The following is an 18,175-nucleotide window of genomic DNA, read 5'->3' as shown; positions in this document are numbered from 1 at the left end:
CGTTACGTGGTCTCTATCAAAAAATGGCGATAGCAATCTTCGGGATTCGCGCGGTTGAAATCGCCGGTCAATTGGTACGCCAAGCCGGGGCAACTTCCGTTGCAGTACGACGCCCACTCGCAACTCGCGCAACCGGCAACCTGCTGCATCGGGATCGCGCGACGTTCGCGTAATGCGCGCAACGTCGGATGCGTTTGCCAAATCGCTTCGAGCGAATCGGTCGCGATGTTGCCCAGCGTCAAGCCGGACAACATGTGGCACGGAACGATCGTGCCGTCGTGCAAAATATCCATATTGGAAAAGATGCAGCCACACGCGGTCAAGTAGCCCATCGTCCACCCGGCGGATTTCTCGCCGGTGCGCCGCGCGTGTTCCATCTCCGCGTATGCCTTGCGCTTGGCTTGCGGTCCCGCGTTCGCGGTGAGACGACCGGGGTAGCGTTCGAGCAAGCGCGCGATGATCTCCATCGCTTCCGCTTTTTCGCGCGACGTGAGCGACACGTCGCCCTGGTTCTCGCACCCTGCGCCAATCGGCATTGCCTCGTTCGTGCTGAACGACGCCAAGCCGATGTCGTCGAGTAGCAGGCACGCGATGTTTTCCAAATCGTGGAGATTGTGCCGGTTGATCGTCGTGCGTACCGTAATTGGCAAGCCGGCTTGTTTGAGCAAACGCAAACCGCGCACCGCACGCGCGAAACTGTTCGGGCGACTCTGGTCGTGAATCTCCGCGCATGAACCATCCATCGAGACCTGGATGTAATTCAATCGCCGGCGGCGTTTCCCGATCTCGAACTTCGCCGCCATCGTTTCGTCAATCAGTGTGCCGTTGCTCAAGATGCTATAGCGCATTCGGTTCGCAATGATGCCGTCAATCAAATCGAATAGGTCGGGACGCGTAAACGCTTCGCCGCCGGTGAGCGTCACGTCCATGATTTTCAAGCGCCCCAGTTCCGCGAAGAACGCGAGCCAGCGTTCGGTCGGCAGATCGCGCAGCGCGGTCATTTCGTCCGCGTAGAAACAGTACTGGCAACGCAGATTGCAACGACCCGTGAGCGCGATATTCATATTACGCGGGGGAGGCAAGGTTGGCGAGTTGCTCACAGTTTGATTTTCTAGGCAGATGGTTCTTCCGCAACGCCGATAAATCCGTTCGCGACCATCTCGTCAATAAATACCTTGACTTGCGCGCCAACCTGATCTTCCGGCACGTCCTCGTACACATCGCAAAACGCGTTCGCGATGGTCGGCGCGTCGTGCGCGCCGTCGCACAATTTCCAGACGAACAAGCCGGTGTGATTGAGCACGCGAATTTGGTTGGTATCCGGATTGAACAGCAGACCACCGTCCTCATCTTCTTCGCGCAGAACGACATCGGGATTGATAATGTAACGCGGTGATTTTAGCGCCGTGTCTTTCAAAGTTATTCTCCTGGTCAATTGTTTCGCCGCACGAAAGGAAACAAGTTTAGCGGTATTACGTCCGTCCCAACACCTTCACCACATTCCCCGCCATCGCCGCCGCGGACTGGGCAAACATGCCCGCGCCTCTGCCGAGTCGCCGCAGATAATGCAACGGCAATGTGCGCGCGTCGGTGATGGCGTACCGTTGCCGCATGTATTCGCGGCTGGGAAAGAAGGTGTGCCAAAAGTACAGCCATCTCGATTTGCCGCTCGGCAGATTCATTCCATCCCACACATCGCGCGCCTCGACGCGCGGCGCGGTGTTGATCGCGAACAAGATACGTTCGCGCACGCTGGCGGAGCGCGCCAATCGCGCGCGCACCTCGTTCGGCACGGACACACCCCAGGTATCTCCCACGCGCGCGAGATTGGACTGCACGATGCGGCTCAAGCCAAACGCGCGCGCGGACTCGATCACATCGTCCCAGTTGATCTGCTCGCGATAACGCGCGAGCACCAACGCCAAGTCGTACGCCGCGAGTAAGCCGTGTCCCTGGTGATGCAAAACCGCGTGCGCGGCAAGGTGAATGATCTGCGCTTCGGGCGCGAACACGCGCGCGGGTTGATCGTTCACGCGCATCGGCAGCGTGCGTTGCCAAAACCACTCGATCGCGATTCGCTCGCGATAGTACGGCAGGTTGAAGAGATGCCAGTGCATTTCGATCATCAGCGGATATTTGCCAACGCGCTCGAACGCCTGGTCGTATGAAAAGCGCGTGTAGAAATTTTCGGTTGGCTCTAACGTCGTCGTAAAACCGCGCGCAGTCAAAATGTCGCTCACGCGCGGCGCGTCGTCGCGGTGAATCAAAATGTCCATATCGCCCATCGGACGCATCGCGATGTTGGGGTACAGCGTGTTCGCGAGCGCCGCGCCTTTGAGCAACACCGCCGGGATTTTTTCGCGCTCGAAGATGGCGAGCAACTCGCCGACCTCACGGAACGCGACCCAGTTCGCGATTTTCGTTTGATGATACGCCGTCTGCAACGATTCGACGAGCGCGCCTGGCGGTTCGGGCGCGCCGTCATAGCGCCAGAGTGCCGCGTAGAACAATGGCGCAAGATTGTGTTGTTGCGCAGTCTGCGCGATGGCGATCCACTCGTCCGCGTTAACCTGAGGCATTCCAATCGCGTCACCGTCAAACGGAAACGCGGCGCGAATCAATTGCGTCAACACACGCTCAGAGTTGTTCGCCATCCGCCATTCGCCATTTGCTATTCGCCATTCGCTCATCGCTTATTGCTTCGACTTGATCCACACCGGACCCCACGCGTCCTGCACGTCATCGCCGAGTTTGCGCGCGCGCGTGCCGTCCGCGTTCATCACCCAGATTTCGGTAAACGCGCCGTTGTGTCCGCGATCCGATGAAAAAACAATCTGCTTGCCGTCCGGCGACCAGGAAGGAAACTGATTCCAGAACCAGTCGGTGCTGAACGTAATTTGCTTGGTCACGCGCGTGTTCGCATCGAGAATCCAAATTTCGTGACGCCCGGTTTCCGTGCTCGCGTACGCGATCTTGGTTCCATCCGGCGACCACGCCGGCGCGAACGCGATGCCGGCGCGCAACGCGGTCATCGTCGTCGGCGGCGCAAGCGGCAAACGCAAATCGGAACGCAAAATCTGCAGCGTGTCGGGACGATTCGGGTCGGTCGCGTTGAACAGCGCGAATATACCGTCGGGTGAAATCGTGTCGCGCGCGGCGACCGTTTCGTACACTGCGAGATCCGTGACCAGACCCAGGTTCTTGCCATCGGGGTCCATCACCCAAATCGTCGGCGCATAGCGCGGACCGCGTTGGAATATGATCTTGTTGTACAAGTCTGCCGGGATCGTTCGCTTCGCCGATTGTGGAATCGGCAAGGGCGTCGGCGTGCGCGTCGGCATGGGAGTCGGCGAGAGGTTTTGCGCCGGGATGACGAGCGGCACCGGCGTCGTCGTGACCCAGTGCAACGGCGTCGGCGTCAGAGTGCCGGTCGTCATCGCGACCGCGGTCGCGTACATCACACGCGCGGTCGCAGTCTCCGCGTTCGCCGGCGTCGGGACCGGCGTGATCGGCAGCAAGGGCAGCATCGTCGCGTACTTGCGCGGAAACGGCGTGGGCGTCCCAAAGCGTTGCGTAAATTCCGTCGCCGTCGCGACGATGGCGGCGGCGGTCAACACGTTTTGCGGCGTGGGCGTCTGCGTGATGTAAATATATTGATCGGGCACGACGATCAGCCGCAACATCGGATGCACGCCGATCTTGGGATCGCGGTCGCCAGCATCCCAGGTGAATAAACTTTCGCTTGCGCCGGCGGGACCATCCAGACGAAACGCGACGAGACCGGTGTTCGTCGCCATTTCTTCGAGACGCGCCAATTGCGCGGGCGCAAAGATAAATTGGTTCACGCGATCTTCGGCAAGGTCTTCCGGTTTGAGCGCGCTACCGATGTCCGCTTGGGGACTGGCATCGCGGAAATCTTTGCTGGGACGTTGCGTCCAATTCGCGAGGAGATCGGCGGGCAACAGGCGCAACGTCCAATCGCCCGGCGCGCCCAGGTTAGTGCGATTCAATCCAACGAGTTCGACCTGCGCGTAGAGGATTTTCGAACCGGGGACAACGTTCGATACGTCAAAGTACAACAAGGTCTGGAAAACCTGCTCGCGATAGACGCCGGCGTGCAGGTTGCGGTCGCCCCAATGAATGCCGGTTTCCTTGTTCGTAAGCCAACCGGATCGTTTAGGATCCGCGTTAAACGAGAATTCCTTTGCGTTCGCCGGCGGCGTGGGAACCGGCAACGGCGTGCGCGCGGTCACCGGCGGCGGCAGAGGAATACCCGTCCACGTCGGGACTGCCGTCCAGGTTGCGCGCGGCGTGGCGGTCGCTTTGGGCAAGGGGGTCGGTGTTGGCGTGGCTGAACCGGCGAACACGGCGACAAAGCCCGGCGCGAATGCTATGAAAATAATTACGGCAACGGCGATACCCAGAATCCACAAACCAATTTCTAAAAAAGGCAAACGACTGGTCAGACGATCCACACTATTTCCTGACTCGTAAAAATGATCCGCGAATCATGCTCATCTGCGCTGATCTGCTATGCGATACCGCAAAACGAGTTTTGCGATACAGGGTTCTTTGTTCGCGTAAATTCGAGTGATTCGCGGATGAAAGAACTTGCTGGTTACAGAACCTTATTCGGGCGGCGCGCTCGGAACCGGCTCTGTCGGAGACGGCGACACGACCGTTGTGGTTTCTTTGTCTTTGGACGAATAATAATAGTAGGAGGCATACCCTCCCGCGCGCCGCGTGCTGAGTTTGTTCAGCACGACGCCGAACACTTTGACGCCGGTCTGTTTGAGCGTTTGCAACGCGCGCCGCGAAACGTCGCTGCGCGTGCGCCCGGCATCAATCACCATCACCGCGCCGGAGCATTGCGCGCCGAGAATGCTCGCGTCGGCGACGGCGAGCGCCGGCGGCGAATCGAGGATGACCATATCCGATTGTGCGCGCACATCGTGAAGAATCTGTTTCATCGCTGCCGAGTCCAACATCTCGGCGGGGTTCGGCGGCAACGGACCGCTCGTAATCACGCGCAGAGTCGCAATCGCGGTCGGGTGCATCACGCGGTCGAGCGCCGGCGCGTCGTCCAGGAACAGACTGCTCAACCCGACCTCGTTCGAAAAACCGAACAACTTGTGTACCATCGGTCGGCGCAAATCGGTATCGAGTAAAACCACGCGCCGTCCGGCTTGCGCCATCGTCACCGCGAGGTTCGCAGCGGTCGTCGTCTTGCCTTCGCCGGGATTCGCGCTCGTGACGACGAGCGCGCCGGTCGGATTTTCGATCCCGCTGAAACGCAAGTTGGTACGCAAGACGCGGTACGCTTCCGAGATCGGCGAGCGCGGATGCTTGAACGTCACCAAATTATCGGCGGGCTGGTGGACGCCGGCGATCCGCATGATCGCGCCGAGCATCGAAACGCCCATCACGCGTTGCGCGTCGTCCGCGTCCTTGACCGTATCGTCGAGATATTCGAGGAGAAACGCGACGCCGCCGGCAAGCACCGCGCCGGCGATCATCGCAAAGAGGACGTTCTGTGGAATGTTGGGACTGATCGGCATTTTCGGTTCTTGCGCCGGCGCGAGCACCGTCACAAACAAGTTCGCGCCGGTGAGCAACAACTGGGAGAGCGAGGCATAGTTCCGTTGCCAATCTGCGATCTTGGATTGTAACGCGGCGCTGCGCGCGTTGAGTTCGTTGAGTTTGACCGGATCGTTCTCGAGCGCGGCTTGGCTCGTCAGATTGGTCAACGTTTTCTGCGCGCTTTCGACCTGGGCTTTGATCTGCGTGAGTTGCGCGGTCACAAACTCGCGCTGGTCCTCCGATTGCTTCTGCTGCGCGCTGATCGGTCCCTTGGCGATGAGTTGACGCGCAACTTCATCCGCGATGATTTTGGCTTGCTGGGGATCGGGGTCGGTCGCGCTGATTTGGATCAGCTGACTGCCCCCGGCTTTGGCGGAAACCTTAAAGTACAGATTCTGCCAGGGTTGCGACCATTGGATCGCTTCCGCCGTGGCTTGCAAGACCGTTGGTTGGGTCGCGAGCAAAGCATACGCGCCTGCAAAATTCGTCGCGGATTGGACGGCATCAATGTAGGGATTCTGATTTTGCACGGTCTGCCCCACGAGCACCGTCGTCTCCGCGCGATAGATCGGACGGATTTGCAAACTGTACACATAGCTCGACCCGGCGGCGAGCGCGCTGAGTAGAACGAGCAACCATGCCCATTTACGGAATAATGCGAAATATTGTCTCAGTTCCAAGTTGACCTCAAGTACTCTTTTTCTAGTGCGGGCAGGCTGCCCGCGCTACCGACTCGCCGCGCGCAACGCGGCGCGCGTGGCGGAGATGACCTGTTCGACCTGGGCGTCGCTCATCGTCGGATAGAGCGGCAACGTGACCTGGCGCGCGGCAACGGACTCGGTCGTCGGTAGCGCAATATCGGGATAGCGTTTACGATAGTAGCTGAATTGATGAATCGGCGGATAGTGAATGCTCGATTGAACTTGCGCCGCGCGCAGCGCATCCATGAAACGCGTACGGTCGCTCCGCTCTGGCAAGAGAATCGGAAAAAGATGGTGAGAGGATTGGCTCGGCGTTTCACGGAAAGGCAACGCGAGCGTCGAGTCGCTCAAGCATTCCCAATATTTTTCCGTGATCGCTTTGCGCCGCGCGTTGCCGTCGCGCAGTTTTCGTAATTGCGCCAGTCCGAGCGCGGAGTGAATTTCGTCAATGCGATAATTGTATCCCAGGTCAACCACGTCGTACGTGTACGCGTGTCCCTGGTGCCGATCCCAGGTCAGCGACGTCATGCCGTGCGAACGCCGCAGACGTACGCAGTCCGCCACGTCATCGCGGTTCGTCACCAACATGCCGCCTTCGCCGGTCGAGAGGTTTTTATTCGAGAAGAAACTGAAACAGCCCACGTCGCCCCACGCGCCCAACACCTTGCCGTTCAACGACGCGCCGGGGGCGTGCGCGGCGTCCTCGATTATAGCCAGATTATTTCGGGACGCAATTTTCGCGATGGCATCCATCTGGCAGGGATACCCGCCGTAATGCACGACGATGATCGCGCGCGTGCGCGGCGTGATCTGCTTTTCGATCTCCGCCGGCGCAATGTTCAAATCGTGCGCGCCGAGAATCTCCGCGAAACGCACGTCCGCGCCAGTGTACAACACGGCGTTCGTCGTCGCGACGAAGGTGAGCGCGGGCGCGATCACTTCATCGCCGCGCCCGATGCCGAGCGCGAGACACGCGAGGTGTAGCGCGACCGTCGCGTTCGAAACGGCGAGCGCGTGCTTGACGCCGACGAACGCGGCGAATTCTTGTTCGAATTGCTGGGTCACCGCGCCCATCGTGAGCCAGCGGCTTTGCAATACATCGAGCGCGGCGCGTTCTTCTTCCGCGCCGTAATCCAGGTCTGCGAGTGGCACACGCCAGTTCATTGTTGCTCCTGCCTCACCCCCTACCCCCGTCCCCTTCCCCCTCTCCCGATGAAGTTCAATTGGGAGAGGGGGGAGAGGTGCCGAAGGCGAGGAGGGGAGTGAGGTTATCCCTCACCCAAAATTTGCGGCTTGAGCGTTTCGAATTCTTGGACCGCTTGCTCGTAATCGTCGGTGCGACCCAGGTCTTGCCAGTAACCATCGAAGGGATAGCCGACGACGCGCTCTTTCTGTTCGAGCAAGCGCAGCACCAATTCGGGAAAATCGAAATACTCGCCGAGCGGAATGTGCTTGAGGACGCGCGGCTCGAAAACATAAATGCCCATGCTCACGTGAAACTCGTACGTCGGTTTTTCGATGTAGCCGATAATGTCGTTCCCGCCGTTCCGCTGAATCACGCCGAGATCAATCTTGACCTTGCGTTGGTGCATCGCAATCGTCGCGCAACCGCCTTCGGCGCGATGAAATTCGATCAAGGCGCGCAAATCTAAGTTCGTCAGCACGTCGCCGTTCGTCACGAGGAACGTGTCGTCAAGTCCCGCCACACACGCGAGCGGACCCGCCGTGCCGAGCGGTTGATCTTCGTAACTGTAACGAATCGGCAGACCAAAACGTTCGCCGTCTTGAAAAAACGCCTGCATCAATTCGGCGAGATGCCCGACGGTGAGAATCGCTTCGTCAATGCCGGCGCGTTTCATTTGGCGCAACAGAATTTCCAGGATCGGCAAATCGCCGATGGGCATCATCGGTTTTGGTAAAATTCTAGTATAAGGCGCTAGACGAGTTCCTTTTCCACCAGCTAACACAACGGCTTTCATCTATTCCTCTTTTCCAAGAAACCCAAACAGACATTTTTGGACGCGGATAAACGCGGACACTTGCACCGCACGCAAGTACAGGTGTGAACGCGGATGTTTTTATTATCCGCGGAAATCCGCGCTGATCCGCGTCCCAATCGTTTTTGTTTAGACATCAAACCTGGTATTCCTGTGGACGATACAACGAAAGATGCTCCGCGATCCAATTCACTGTGATTCGCAAACCATCACCAATTTCAACTTGCGGTTGCCAACCCAGGATTTGTTGCGCCCGCCGATTGTCTGACAGCAGGCGTTGCACCTCACTTTTCTCCGGGCGCAGTCGCGCCGCGTCTTGCGCGATGGCGACCGGTCGGTTCACCAACGCGATGATCTGCCGAGCCAAATCGCCAATCGCGATTTCCATGCCCGCGCCCAGGTTAAACGTTTCGCCTTCGATACCGGGAATTTGCGCCGCGCGCAGAAAACCGGCGACGGTGTCAGTGACGAACGTCAAGTCGCGCCGCGCGTCGAGATTGCCCAAGCGAATCACATCTTGCGTCAGCGCCTGCGCGATGATCGTCGGAATGACTGCGCGCGCGGATTGACGCGGACCGTACGTGTTGAACGGGCGCACCGTTACGACCGGCAGATTGTACGCGCAGTAAAAACTTTCGGCGAGTTTATCCGCGCCGATCTTGCTCGCCGAGTACGGCGACTGCCCTTGCAACGGGTGCGTCTCGTCCATCGGCACACGTTGCGCGGTGCCGTACACCTCGCTCGTCGAAGTGTGGACGACGCGCGCGACCTGGATTTCACGCGCGGCGAGCAACACGTTCAGCGTGCCGATCACGTTCGTCTCGACGACCTCGGCGGGATGGATGTACGAGTACGGAATCGCGATCAACGCGCCGAGATGAAAAACGTGCGTGACGCCGCGCATCGCTTGTTGCACCGCTGGCAGATCGCGCAGATCGCCGGCGATCAATTCAACCTGGCTCAATACGTCCGCCGGCAACAGTGCGAGCAACCCAGGATCGCCGCGCGAGTTGTAGCGGACGAACGCACGCACGCGCGCGCCCTGGTTCACTAACGTTTCGACCAGGTGGCTCGCGATGAATCCGCCCGCGCCGGTCACGAGCACCGGGCGATCTCTCAGAAATCCGTTTTCGCCGATCAATTTTCACCCATAGCCCAACAAATTAAATTAATTAATGGGACGCAGACGAACGCCGATAAACGCCGACAAAAATAAAAATCTGCGTTTGTCTGCGTCCAATAATCTTTCTTTCCCATTCAATCATCATGTGGTCGCCGCTCGACCCAGGAATTGCGCCCGTTCTTCTCGCCGCGCATTAGACATACCTGGCACGGATCCAACTCGCGCGACGCATCGGGCGACTTGAAGGAGGCGTTCCGAAACTCGACGCTGGTTGTACGAACCTCGTTCAATGCGCCCATAATGTCCGGCGCCATCACCACGCGCGCCTTGGCGCTCGCGCAAATATCGAGCAAGCGCATTCGTTCGAGCGGTTTGACGTTGTGAATCGCAAACACGATGATGCCAATGTCGTGCTTGGCGACCAACCGTGGAATATCGCCGCGCCGACCCAGGACGGTGACGCCGTTAATCCGAATGCCTTGCTTGTAGAGGTCGTCGTCCGCGAAACCGACGACGTGGAACGCGTCCGCGCTGGGTCCGTGACTGAGCAACCAGGTCATAAACTGTCCCGCGTAACCGCTGCCGACGATCAACACGCGTTCGCGCGCCAAACGCGTGCTGGCATTCCCGCGCGCCCCGCGCGCCCAGACGCGATCCACCAAACGACCGCGATAACGCAGCGCCACCGAGCCGATGAGCGCAAGCGTCGAGCCGACCACGATCATGCTCGGCGGCAAGAGCAATGGATCGCCGGTGAACTGATTGAGCGCGAGCGCGCACCCGCACGCCAAAGCTGCCGCCATGACCAGACCCAGCGATTCCGTGTCGCTCGCCTGCGACCACGCGACCCGATACATGCCGAGCAGTGCGCTCGTCGCGCCGAACAACAGCGAAAACCCGAACGCGATCACGGACGCTTTCCACAAACCTAGGTCGAGCGGACCCTGGGAACGCTCGATCGCGCCTGCCAACGCGATCGCGGCGAGCGTGATGAGTGCGTCTACGACGAACCAATTCAGGTAGCGACGGACGAGCCGGCGCAACGGTCCAAAGATCAGCAATTCTTCCGGCGGCGCGAAGGTGCGCCACTGCGGCAGCAACACCATCGCCGTCCAAAAGAGCACATCCAAATCAACCATGAACGTGCGATGACGGACGTAGAGTTGATCGAGCCGCAGTTTGCTCGGCAGGATGGATCCCAGGTACGTTTCCATCACCGAGCCGGCATGCAAGAGCGATTCCTCGTTGCGATACTGCACCGACGCCGGACTCGTGATCCCCGGTCGCACCGAGAGCACTTCCCCGCGCACGTCCTCATCCCAGCCAGCGACGATCTCCGGGTCTTCGGGGCGCGGACCGACGAGACTCATCTCGCCGACCAGCACGTTCCACAATTGCGGCAGTTCGTTCAGTTTCGTATCGCGCAGCCAGCGACCCAGCGGCGTGATGCGCGGATCGTCCTGCGCGGTGACACGCGGACCGCGATGCGCGTCCGGCGTTTCGCGCATCGTGCGGAATTTGAGGATGCCAAAGTTCTTGTCGTCCTTCCCCGCGCGTTGTCCGCGATACAAGACCGGACCCGCGCCCTCGCGCCTGATGAGCACGACGACGAGAAGCAAGAATGGGGAGAGCGCGACCAAGCCAACCAGCGCAGCGACGATGTCGAAGGCGCGTTTAGCGAATCGGTCGAGCCGCGCGCGCGACCAATCGAAAATAGGCGTTTGAGGAAAACGTACGCTTGGAAAAGTTTGGGTTTGATCCATAGGTGAATTTAGAATTTGGATTTTGGATTTTAGATTTTTTGATTTCTATCCGCGTCCATCCCCGTTAGTCCGCGTCCAATTCAGTCTTTTAGAAATGACAGCTAACCAATGCGTTCTCAAGAAAAACAATTGATTCAACAACTCACAAGCGAACCAGGAACGTGGGGCGATGAAACGCGCGAGCGGCGGTGCGAGCGTGACGCGGCGAAAGTGATAGTCGCAATTTGGGAATAACGTTTTGATTTCCGCTTTCTCGATGCCGCGCGTTTGCGGATTCGTGGGATTCAAACGATAGTCGTACCACAAGATCACGCCGTTTGGTCGCAACACGCGCAACATCTCGGAAGCGATTCGGCGGCGCAAGTCGTCGTCCAAGATCGAAGTGAACACGGTGAATTGAAAAACCAGGTCGAACGCGCCGTCGGGATAAGGCAGAGTCGCCGCGTTGCCGCACGCAAATTGCAGGATGCGATACTTGTCGCGCGCCTCGCGCACCCGCTCGCCCAACAAATCCACGCCGAACAAATTTTGCGCCGCCGCGCCATAGCCCAGGAACTTGAACAGTTCATTCCCGCGCCCGCATCCGACATCGAGAACGCGGCAAACATCCCATTCGCCGCGAATGTGGTGAGCAAGCATTTGCGCGATGGCGCGGTCGCGTTCTTGTGTGATAAAAATGTTCGCGGGATTGAACGGCGAGTACCAATCGCGATAACGCGGATCGTGCGCGCGGCGGGCGTATTCGACTTTGAGACGCGCTACGTCATCCATTGGCGTTGCGAAACAGAGGGAGAGCGTTTGGCAAAACCAAACCGCGCTATGCCAGCGAGAAACCCCACGCCATAAGCCACGTGCATCGTCGCAAAGGCGAGCGGTAGAATCGGCGCGTACCGCCATCCTTCGCGCGCGGCAATCGTTAGCGAGATAAAAAGCGACGCCAAGACGTAAGGACACGCAACGGCGGGAAATGGAATCGGCGATTGGACGAAGATGCTGGCAAGTGTTGAAACGAATAGCGCGAGCACAAACGTCGCTGGCACGAGATGCCGCCACGATGCGGGGCGACGATGCTTTTGAATCACGCGCACTTTCCAAAAGCCATATTCGAAATACTGCTTCCACAAACCGCGCAAGGTCGAACGCGAGTAATACGTCGAGCGAATTTGAGGGTCGAGCCAGATTTTGCCGCCGGCTTGAATCAGGCGAAAGTTGAGTTCGTCGTCCTGGTTGCGAACGAGTTCTTCGTCAAAGAGACCGATGCGGTCAAAGACCTCGCGGCGGTACGCGCCCATGTAAACCGTGTCCACCCAGCCCGGTGTTTCCGCATAATGGAAACGCGCACCACCCACGCCAAACGGCGAACTCGTCGCCAGCACAATCGCGTTGCCAATCCACGTATCGCTCTCCGCGCGCATCGGACCGCCAACGTTGTCTGCGCCAGTTGTTGCCAGTTGCACAACACATCGCCGCACATAGTCCTGGGCAATCACGGTATGCCCATCAACCCGAATGACAATCGTGCCGCGCGCCGCACGAATCCCTTTATTCATCGCCGCGGGAACGATCTGTTGCGAATTATCTAACAGACGGATACGCGAATCGCGTTGTTCAAACTCGGTTACGATCTGGCGCGTGCCGTCACCAGACATTCCGTCCACAACAAGAATCTCAATTTTCTCTTGGGAATAATCTTGTGTGAGGAGTGATTCGAGAGTGCGCGCGATGTAGCGCGCTTCGTTGCGGATGGGGAGGATGACAGTGACTTGAGAATCGCGGACAATGGATTGTGATGTAGGCGAATCAACCATAATTCTCAATTAGCGATCAGGTTGTCCACAAGCGCAAACAGTTGAGCACGCCGACGTTCTAACGGAAATTCACGCAAGATGCGTTCGCGACCACGCTTGCCTAATGTGTCGTCATCCGCCAACGCTTGGCGAATACCCTGTGCCACTGCCGCTGGCTCTGTCGAATCGAGATAAACGCCTGTATCGCCAACGACCTCGGGCAATGATCCGGCACGTGTCACCACCGGCACACATTCACGCAACATCGCTTCCGCAACCGCAAGCCCGAATCCTTCGTGGCGCGACGTCTGAACGTACACGCGCGCGCGCGAAAAATAATCATCCAATGCCTGGGCGCTAACCCAGCCCGTGAACTGGACATTCGGCGAAGCGATGGATCGCAGATAATCAATCGTGTCATCTCGCCACGCGCCAACCAAGGCAAAAGGAATATCCGGGAAATGGGATGCTGTACGAACGAACGATTTCAAACCCTTCCGTTGCAGATTGCTGCGATCTACGTTGCCTGCCGTGATGACCATTTGCTCTTTTTGCCGGAACGGGCACTTTCGATCTTCAACGCCTATATATGCCCGAGTCACCTTGTTAGGTGCAATACCGGCGTTCTGGATCGTCTCCTGACGACTGAATTCGCTGAAGGCAACCACCCGCGTTGCCCACTGCATTGTTTGACGCGACACCCACCGTTTGAAACCGCCGCGCTGACTGCCGTATCCGATCTCTGGTAGATTCGCCGTATCGTACCCGCCCACCACTAACACGGAAGGATGCCTGAGAGCACGCGCAATCAACATTGGAAAAAATGTGTGCCAACTCGCGAACCAGCCAAAGACAAGATCGCTCTGCATTATCGCCGTTGTCAGAGCCGACAAATTGACCATGCGTGTTTTCTGATACCACTCGCGCATTTGATAGCGTTCGCGCAAGAGCGTGAGGTCCATCTGCACGAACTTGGCGGGGTGATTGTGAACAAAGAGAATCTTTGATTTCACCCTTCGACTTTGCTCAGGGCAAGGATTTTCGATTTCTGATTGGCAAGCGCGTGGGCGAAAACTTGTTCGCACTTGTGCGTGAATTGCTCAATGCTCAATTCACGTTCGGCTTTTGCGCGCGCCGCCTGCCCCAAACGCCGTCGTGATTCTTTGTCTTGCAACAGAATCACCAGCTTCTCCGCAAGCGCATCTACATCTCCCGGCGGAACCAGGAATCCATCTACACCCTCGTCAAACAATTCTTCGGTCCCATCCACGCGCGTGCAGACAATCGGCTTGCCGGCAGCCATCGCAGAGACAACCGCGAGCGGGCTAGAATCTTTTTCCAATGCCGTATGCACGACCAGGTCGAGCGCCGCCAATACCTGCGGCAAATCCGGTCGAAAGCCGGCAAAAATGACGCGATGATCCAAGCCCAACTGCCGCGTTTCTGTTTTCAGATGCTCGGCATAGACATCGGTATCAAAGAGCGGTGACCCAACAATGACCACACGCACTTGCGGAAACTGTTCAGCAATCCGTGCAAACGCGCGAATTAAAATATGTTGACCCTTCCAAAAAACCAAACGACCGATCACGCCAATTAATAGATCATCCGCACTGGCTTGCCATTCTGCGCGAACGCGCGAACCGTCAACAGATGGCGAGAACTCGCAAGTATCCACCCCATTCCAAATCACAGTGATTCGATCTGAAGGAACAAATGCGCCAAGTTGCCGTGCGATGCTATCGGCGTCGGCAATACTTGCGCGCGCCAACCAGCGCGCACCAAGACTTGATATCCAGGGAAACAAAGGACCCGCGTGGTCCGAGATCCGATCTTGTACGTGCCAGACACAGGGAATTTTTGCCCAACGCGCCGCCAAGCCACCGTAGAAATGAGCAAGCAATCCTTTCGTCACAATCAGTGCCGGGCGACGGGAATAGAGAAACCGAGTCAGATGCAATGCGCTAACCATCACCGCGATACCATTCAACATCACCGCAAACGGATTGGGGACGACGTGACCGCCAAGACGCAAACCGGTAGAGAAAAAGTGAGTGCGTGGAACAATCGAAACCGGAATCCCCACTGCGCGGCAGCGATTGGGGAGATCACCCTCTTCGGGGCAAATGACCAGCGGCATCCAACGCGTTCGGTCAAGAGACTGTGCCAGATACAAGGTGCTAAATTCGACGCCACTCATCTGCGACGTTACTTCGACCAAAGCAATTTCTCTCACTTGGGGCTGGCGTCCAAACCCATCGTTTCGAGTTCCCATAACTTGGCGTGCGCGAAAAAATCAAAGGTCGTATTGATTGCCGCGATCAGCACGCCCCGATAACCAGCCGAAAAGCCACGTTTCCACACATAGTAATACGCAAACACAGTGAAAGGACGCACCACCAAGTGATGCCAGCGAAACCGTTTGTCGCGCTTTTTCATTTCATCAGCTTGGTAGCGGCTATAGCGGTCAATGTTGCCGAGTTGTTTGCTGATCGTCGGCATTCCAAAGTGGAGAATATGACCGCGCAACGTCTCAACTCGTCCTGGCACTTGGATATGAGCATGCACTTCTTTGTCCTCGAAGCGCGCGACATTGCGCCGAAACAAGCGCAAATGATATTCGGGATATAACCCCGCCACACTCACCCACTGGTCAAGGATGTGATGCTTAAACGGTATGCGATAGCCATCCACACCGGGCGACGGATCAACCAAAATGGATTCGATTTCCTCGCGCAATCCCAGCTCAAATCGCTCGTCGGTATCCACCTGCAAGACCCATTCGTGCGCGCATTGCGGGATCGCCCAATTTTTTTGTTTTGCGGATTGAATATACTCGTGCTGAATAATCCGCGCGTCGTACTCACGACAGATGTCGAGCGTGCGGTCCGTGCTAAACGAATCTACGACCAAGATTTCATCCGCCCACATGACCGATTCAAGGCAATCCCGGATTAGGTCTTGGTTATTAAAGGTGGGCAGTAGAACCGAAAGTTTTTGCCGATTACTCATCGGATGGAATCCTTTGGTTGTTCCAACTCCCACAACTTGGCGTGAGCATAAAAGTCAAACGTCATGTTGATCGCCGCGATCAGCAAGCCGCGGTTCCCGGCGATAAAACCCCGCTTCCACACATAGTAGTACACACACACGGCGAAAGGACGCAAGAGCAAATGATACCAGTGAAATCGTTTGCCGCGCTTTTTGAGTTCGTCCGCTTGGTAGCGACTATAACGATCAATGTTTCCCAATTGCTTACTAATGGTCGGCATACCAAAATGAAGGATGTGGCACCGCAACATCCCAACTCGTCCTGGCACTTGGACATGGGCATGCACTTCTTTGTCTTCAAATCGTCCTATGTCACGCCGAAACAACCGAATCTGATAGTCAGGATACAGATTTGAAATTTGAAGCCATTGCCCCATGATAAAATTCTTGCGCGGAAACTGAAAAGCATGGACATCCGGCTTGACATTCGCAATGACCTGGTGAATCTCTGCCTGCGCTCCTTCTTCAAATTGCTCGTCGGTATCCACTTGCAAGACCCATTCGTGCGCGCATTGCGGAATCGCCCAATTTTTTTGTTTCGCCGATTGAAGGTACTCGTGTTGAATGATGCGTGCGCCGTACTCACGACAGATTTCCAACGTGCGGTCCGTGCTGAAAGAATCTACAACCAGGATTTCGTCTGCCCATCTCACCGATTCGAGGCAATTGCGGATGATCGCTTCATTGTTGTATGTTGGAAGCAAGACGGAAAGCGACACGGGAATCTCGCTCAAAGATTTACCTGTTTCGCAACAAGGGTACCACCAAAATTCGGCGTGACAGAACTGCGCGCCAATTCATCCAACTTGTAGCCCATCGCAAACAAGAACCATATCGGCACTGTCAACTGCGCCCATACAATCACTCCTTCTCCGGCGAAAATTACGGCTAACCCACAAAATGTCGCAAACAACCCACTCGCAGATTCTCCAATCCACCCAGACTGGCGGGTCAATTGGAACATTCGCCAGATGAGATGCACTATCCACAACGAAAACAGTCCTAGCCCCAAGATACCCAGGTTTGCGCCAATCTGAATCAGGTCACTGTGGACATAGCCACTTCCACCCCATCCTACACCTAAAAGGGGATTCTCTTTCAGCAGATCGAAAGCCGCGGTCACACGATCAATTCGCTTGAACTGACTGGAATCCGCATATTGCAGGTTATAAAGAGATTCAAACCGCTGCATAAACGCAGAGGGAAGAAAAGGAATCGCCAATGCGGCAAGCACCAATAAAACCCACGAACGTTTTTGAACAAAGGCATACGCTATAAGGAAAACAACCATAGCGTACCACAACCCGCGAAACCCGCTAAGATACATTGCGAAAAGATCAGCCATCAGGGCGCTCCCCCAAATCAATCGTATCCATCCATTAGAGCGCACCGCCACCAACTGACGCACAGTCACACCGAAGAAAGTAAACACGACAAGTCCCGCTGCGACATGCCCGTAGAAAAGGAAACCCGCGCGATCAAACCCAGTGATGGTAGTGCGAATCGTCTCTACGGATTCACCTTGAAGACGTTTAGTCAAGTCTGGGGCGAACACGTCCATCAACCCTAAGCCGCTGATATACACAGCCACCAGGATGCTTAAAAGGATAGCACGCTCCCAATCGCGACGGCTGGCAATGAGATGCTTGACCACATAATAAGACGGGATCGCAACAAAAAAGATCTTGAACTCGTGGAGCACGACATCTATCGGATTACCCCGCATCACCCCAACGACAATTCCGATAACACTCCATGCGACAAGGAGCAACATGACCGGTGGGATAGAAAAATCCACCTTCTGGTGGTAGACAAGAGACTGAAGGGCAATCGCAAAGAACAAGAGAACAGCAAGGACCTCAGAAGGATGAATCGTTAAATTAGGGGCGAGGTATATTGTCCGCCAACCAAACCCAAAAGTGAATATCCAGAGCGCAAATCCCAAACGCAAGATACGGTCACTGGGAATTGCGACAACAATTACGGTAAGCACGACCAAGGTAAAGATAACTAACTCGCGCGTACCTATACCCCAGATCGCCACCAGGGCACCAAGCATAACAGCAATGATCAAAGCAAAACCAACGAGCAAAAATCTCGACCATGCCGTAGGGCGAAGAGAATCAATCAAAGAAGACATTCATTTCTCATTTACGTTGCGGTCGCAAATTCA

Annotated in this window: 16 protein-coding genes; all 16 read right to left on the bottom strand. The window is 56.7% G+C overall.

Annotated elements, in window-relative coordinates:
- Window positions 1-2: 2 nt before the first annotated feature.
- Entirely contained in the window at window positions 3-1,100 is a 1,098-nt protein-coding gene (gene scmE / locus HY868_16005; protein ID MBI5303640.1) for a SynChlorMet cassette radical SAM/SPASM protein ScmE, read from the bottom strand.
- Between the two features lie 11 nt (window positions 1,101-1,111).
- Window positions 1,112-1,417, bottom strand: coding sequence for a PqqD family peptide modification chaperone (locus HY868_16000; GenBank protein ID MBI5303639.1), 306 nt, complete (start codon window positions 1,415-1,417; stop codon window positions 1,112-1,114).
- Between the two features lie 55 nt (window positions 1,418-1,472).
- A complete protein-coding gene (locus HY868_15995) occupies window positions 1,473-2,654 on the bottom strand; it encodes a nucleotidyltransferase family protein (GenBank protein ID MBI5303638.1) in 1,182 nt (393 codons plus the stop codon).
- A gap of 39 nt (window positions 2,655-2,693) precedes the next feature.
- Window positions 2,694-4,475, bottom strand: a complete 1,782-nt coding sequence (locus HY868_15990; GenBank protein ID MBI5303637.1) for a PD40 domain-containing protein — start codon at window positions 4,473-4,475, stop codon at window positions 2,694-2,696.
- Window positions 4,476-4,628: 153 nt separating this feature from the next.
- The gene (locus HY868_15985; GenBank protein ID MBI5303636.1) at window positions 4,629-6,260 is read right to left on the bottom strand and encodes a polysaccharide biosynthesis tyrosine autokinase; all 1,632 of its coding nucleotides are present in this window, start codon (window positions 6,258-6,260) and stop codon (window positions 4,629-4,631) included.
- A gap of 45 nt (window positions 6,261-6,305) precedes the next feature.
- Window positions 6,306-7,445: a DegT/DnrJ/EryC1/StrS family aminotransferase gene (locus HY868_15980; GenBank protein MBI5303635.1), complete on the bottom strand. Its 1,140-nt coding sequence runs from the start codon at window positions 7,443-7,445 to the stop codon at window positions 6,306-6,308.
- A 104-nt stretch (window positions 7,446-7,549) separates the two neighbouring features.
- On the bottom strand, window positions 7,550-8,260 hold the full coding sequence (locus HY868_15975) for an NTP transferase domain-containing protein (GenBank protein MBI5303634.1): 711 nt from the start codon (window positions 8,258-8,260) through the stop codon (window positions 7,550-7,552).
- Between the two features lie 154 nt (window positions 8,261-8,414).
- Window positions 8,415-9,398: a GDP-mannose 4,6-dehydratase gene (locus tag HY868_15970; protein ID MBI5303633.1), complete on the bottom strand. Its 984-nt coding sequence runs from the start codon at window positions 9,396-9,398 to the stop codon at window positions 8,415-8,417.
- Between the two features lie 137 nt (window positions 9,399-9,535).
- On the bottom strand, window positions 9,536-11,164 hold the full coding sequence (locus tag HY868_15965; protein MBI5303632.1) for a sugar transferase: 1,629 nt from the start codon (window positions 11,162-11,164) through the stop codon (window positions 9,536-9,538).
- Window positions 11,165-11,209: 45 nt separating this feature from the next.
- A complete protein-coding gene (locus tag HY868_15960) occupies window positions 11,210-11,935 on the bottom strand; it encodes a class I SAM-dependent methyltransferase (protein MBI5303631.1) in 726 nt (241 codons plus the stop codon).
- On the bottom strand, window positions 11,923-12,972 hold the full coding sequence (locus tag HY868_15955; GenBank protein MBI5303630.1) for a glycosyltransferase family 2 protein: 1,050 nt from the start codon (window positions 12,970-12,972) through the stop codon (window positions 11,923-11,925). Before HY868_15955 ends, HY868_15960 begins: the two co-directional genes overlap by 13 nt.
- A gap of 5 nt (window positions 12,973-12,977) precedes the next feature.
- A complete protein-coding gene (locus HY868_15950) occupies window positions 12,978-13,964 on the bottom strand; it encodes a glycosyltransferase family 4 protein (GenBank protein ID MBI5303629.1) in 987 nt (328 codons plus the stop codon).
- Complete coding sequence (locus HY868_15945) at window positions 13,961-15,187, bottom strand: glycosyltransferase family 4 protein (GenBank protein ID MBI5303628.1); 1,227 nt, start codon at window positions 15,185-15,187, stop codon at window positions 13,961-13,963. Before HY868_15945 ends, HY868_15950 begins: the two co-directional genes overlap by 4 nt.
- A complete protein-coding gene (locus tag HY868_15940; protein ID MBI5303627.1) occupies window positions 15,184-15,963 on the bottom strand; it encodes a glycosyltransferase family 2 protein in 780 nt (259 codons plus the stop codon). The genes HY868_15945 and HY868_15940 overlap by 4 nt, the downstream gene beginning before the upstream one ends.
- Window positions 15,960-16,736 (bottom strand): glycosyltransferase family 2 protein, encoded by a 777-nt coding sequence (locus HY868_15935; protein ID MBI5303626.1) that lies wholly within the window; start codon window positions 16,734-16,736, stop codon window positions 15,960-15,962. The genes HY868_15940 and HY868_15935 overlap by 4 nt, the downstream gene beginning before the upstream one ends.
- Complete coding sequence (locus tag HY868_15930) at window positions 16,733-18,142, bottom strand: O-antigen ligase family protein (GenBank protein ID MBI5303625.1); 1,410 nt, start codon at window positions 18,140-18,142, stop codon at window positions 16,733-16,735. The genes HY868_15935 and HY868_15930 overlap by 4 nt, the downstream gene beginning before the upstream one ends.
- Between the last annotated feature and the right edge of the window lie 33 nt (window positions 18,143-18,175).

This window comes from Chloroflexota bacterium (assembly GCA_016219275.1).
Lineage (GTDB): Bacteria > Chloroflexota > Anaerolineae > UBA4142 > UBA4142 > JACRBM01.
This window is presented reverse-complemented; position numbering and strand designations above follow the sequence as displayed.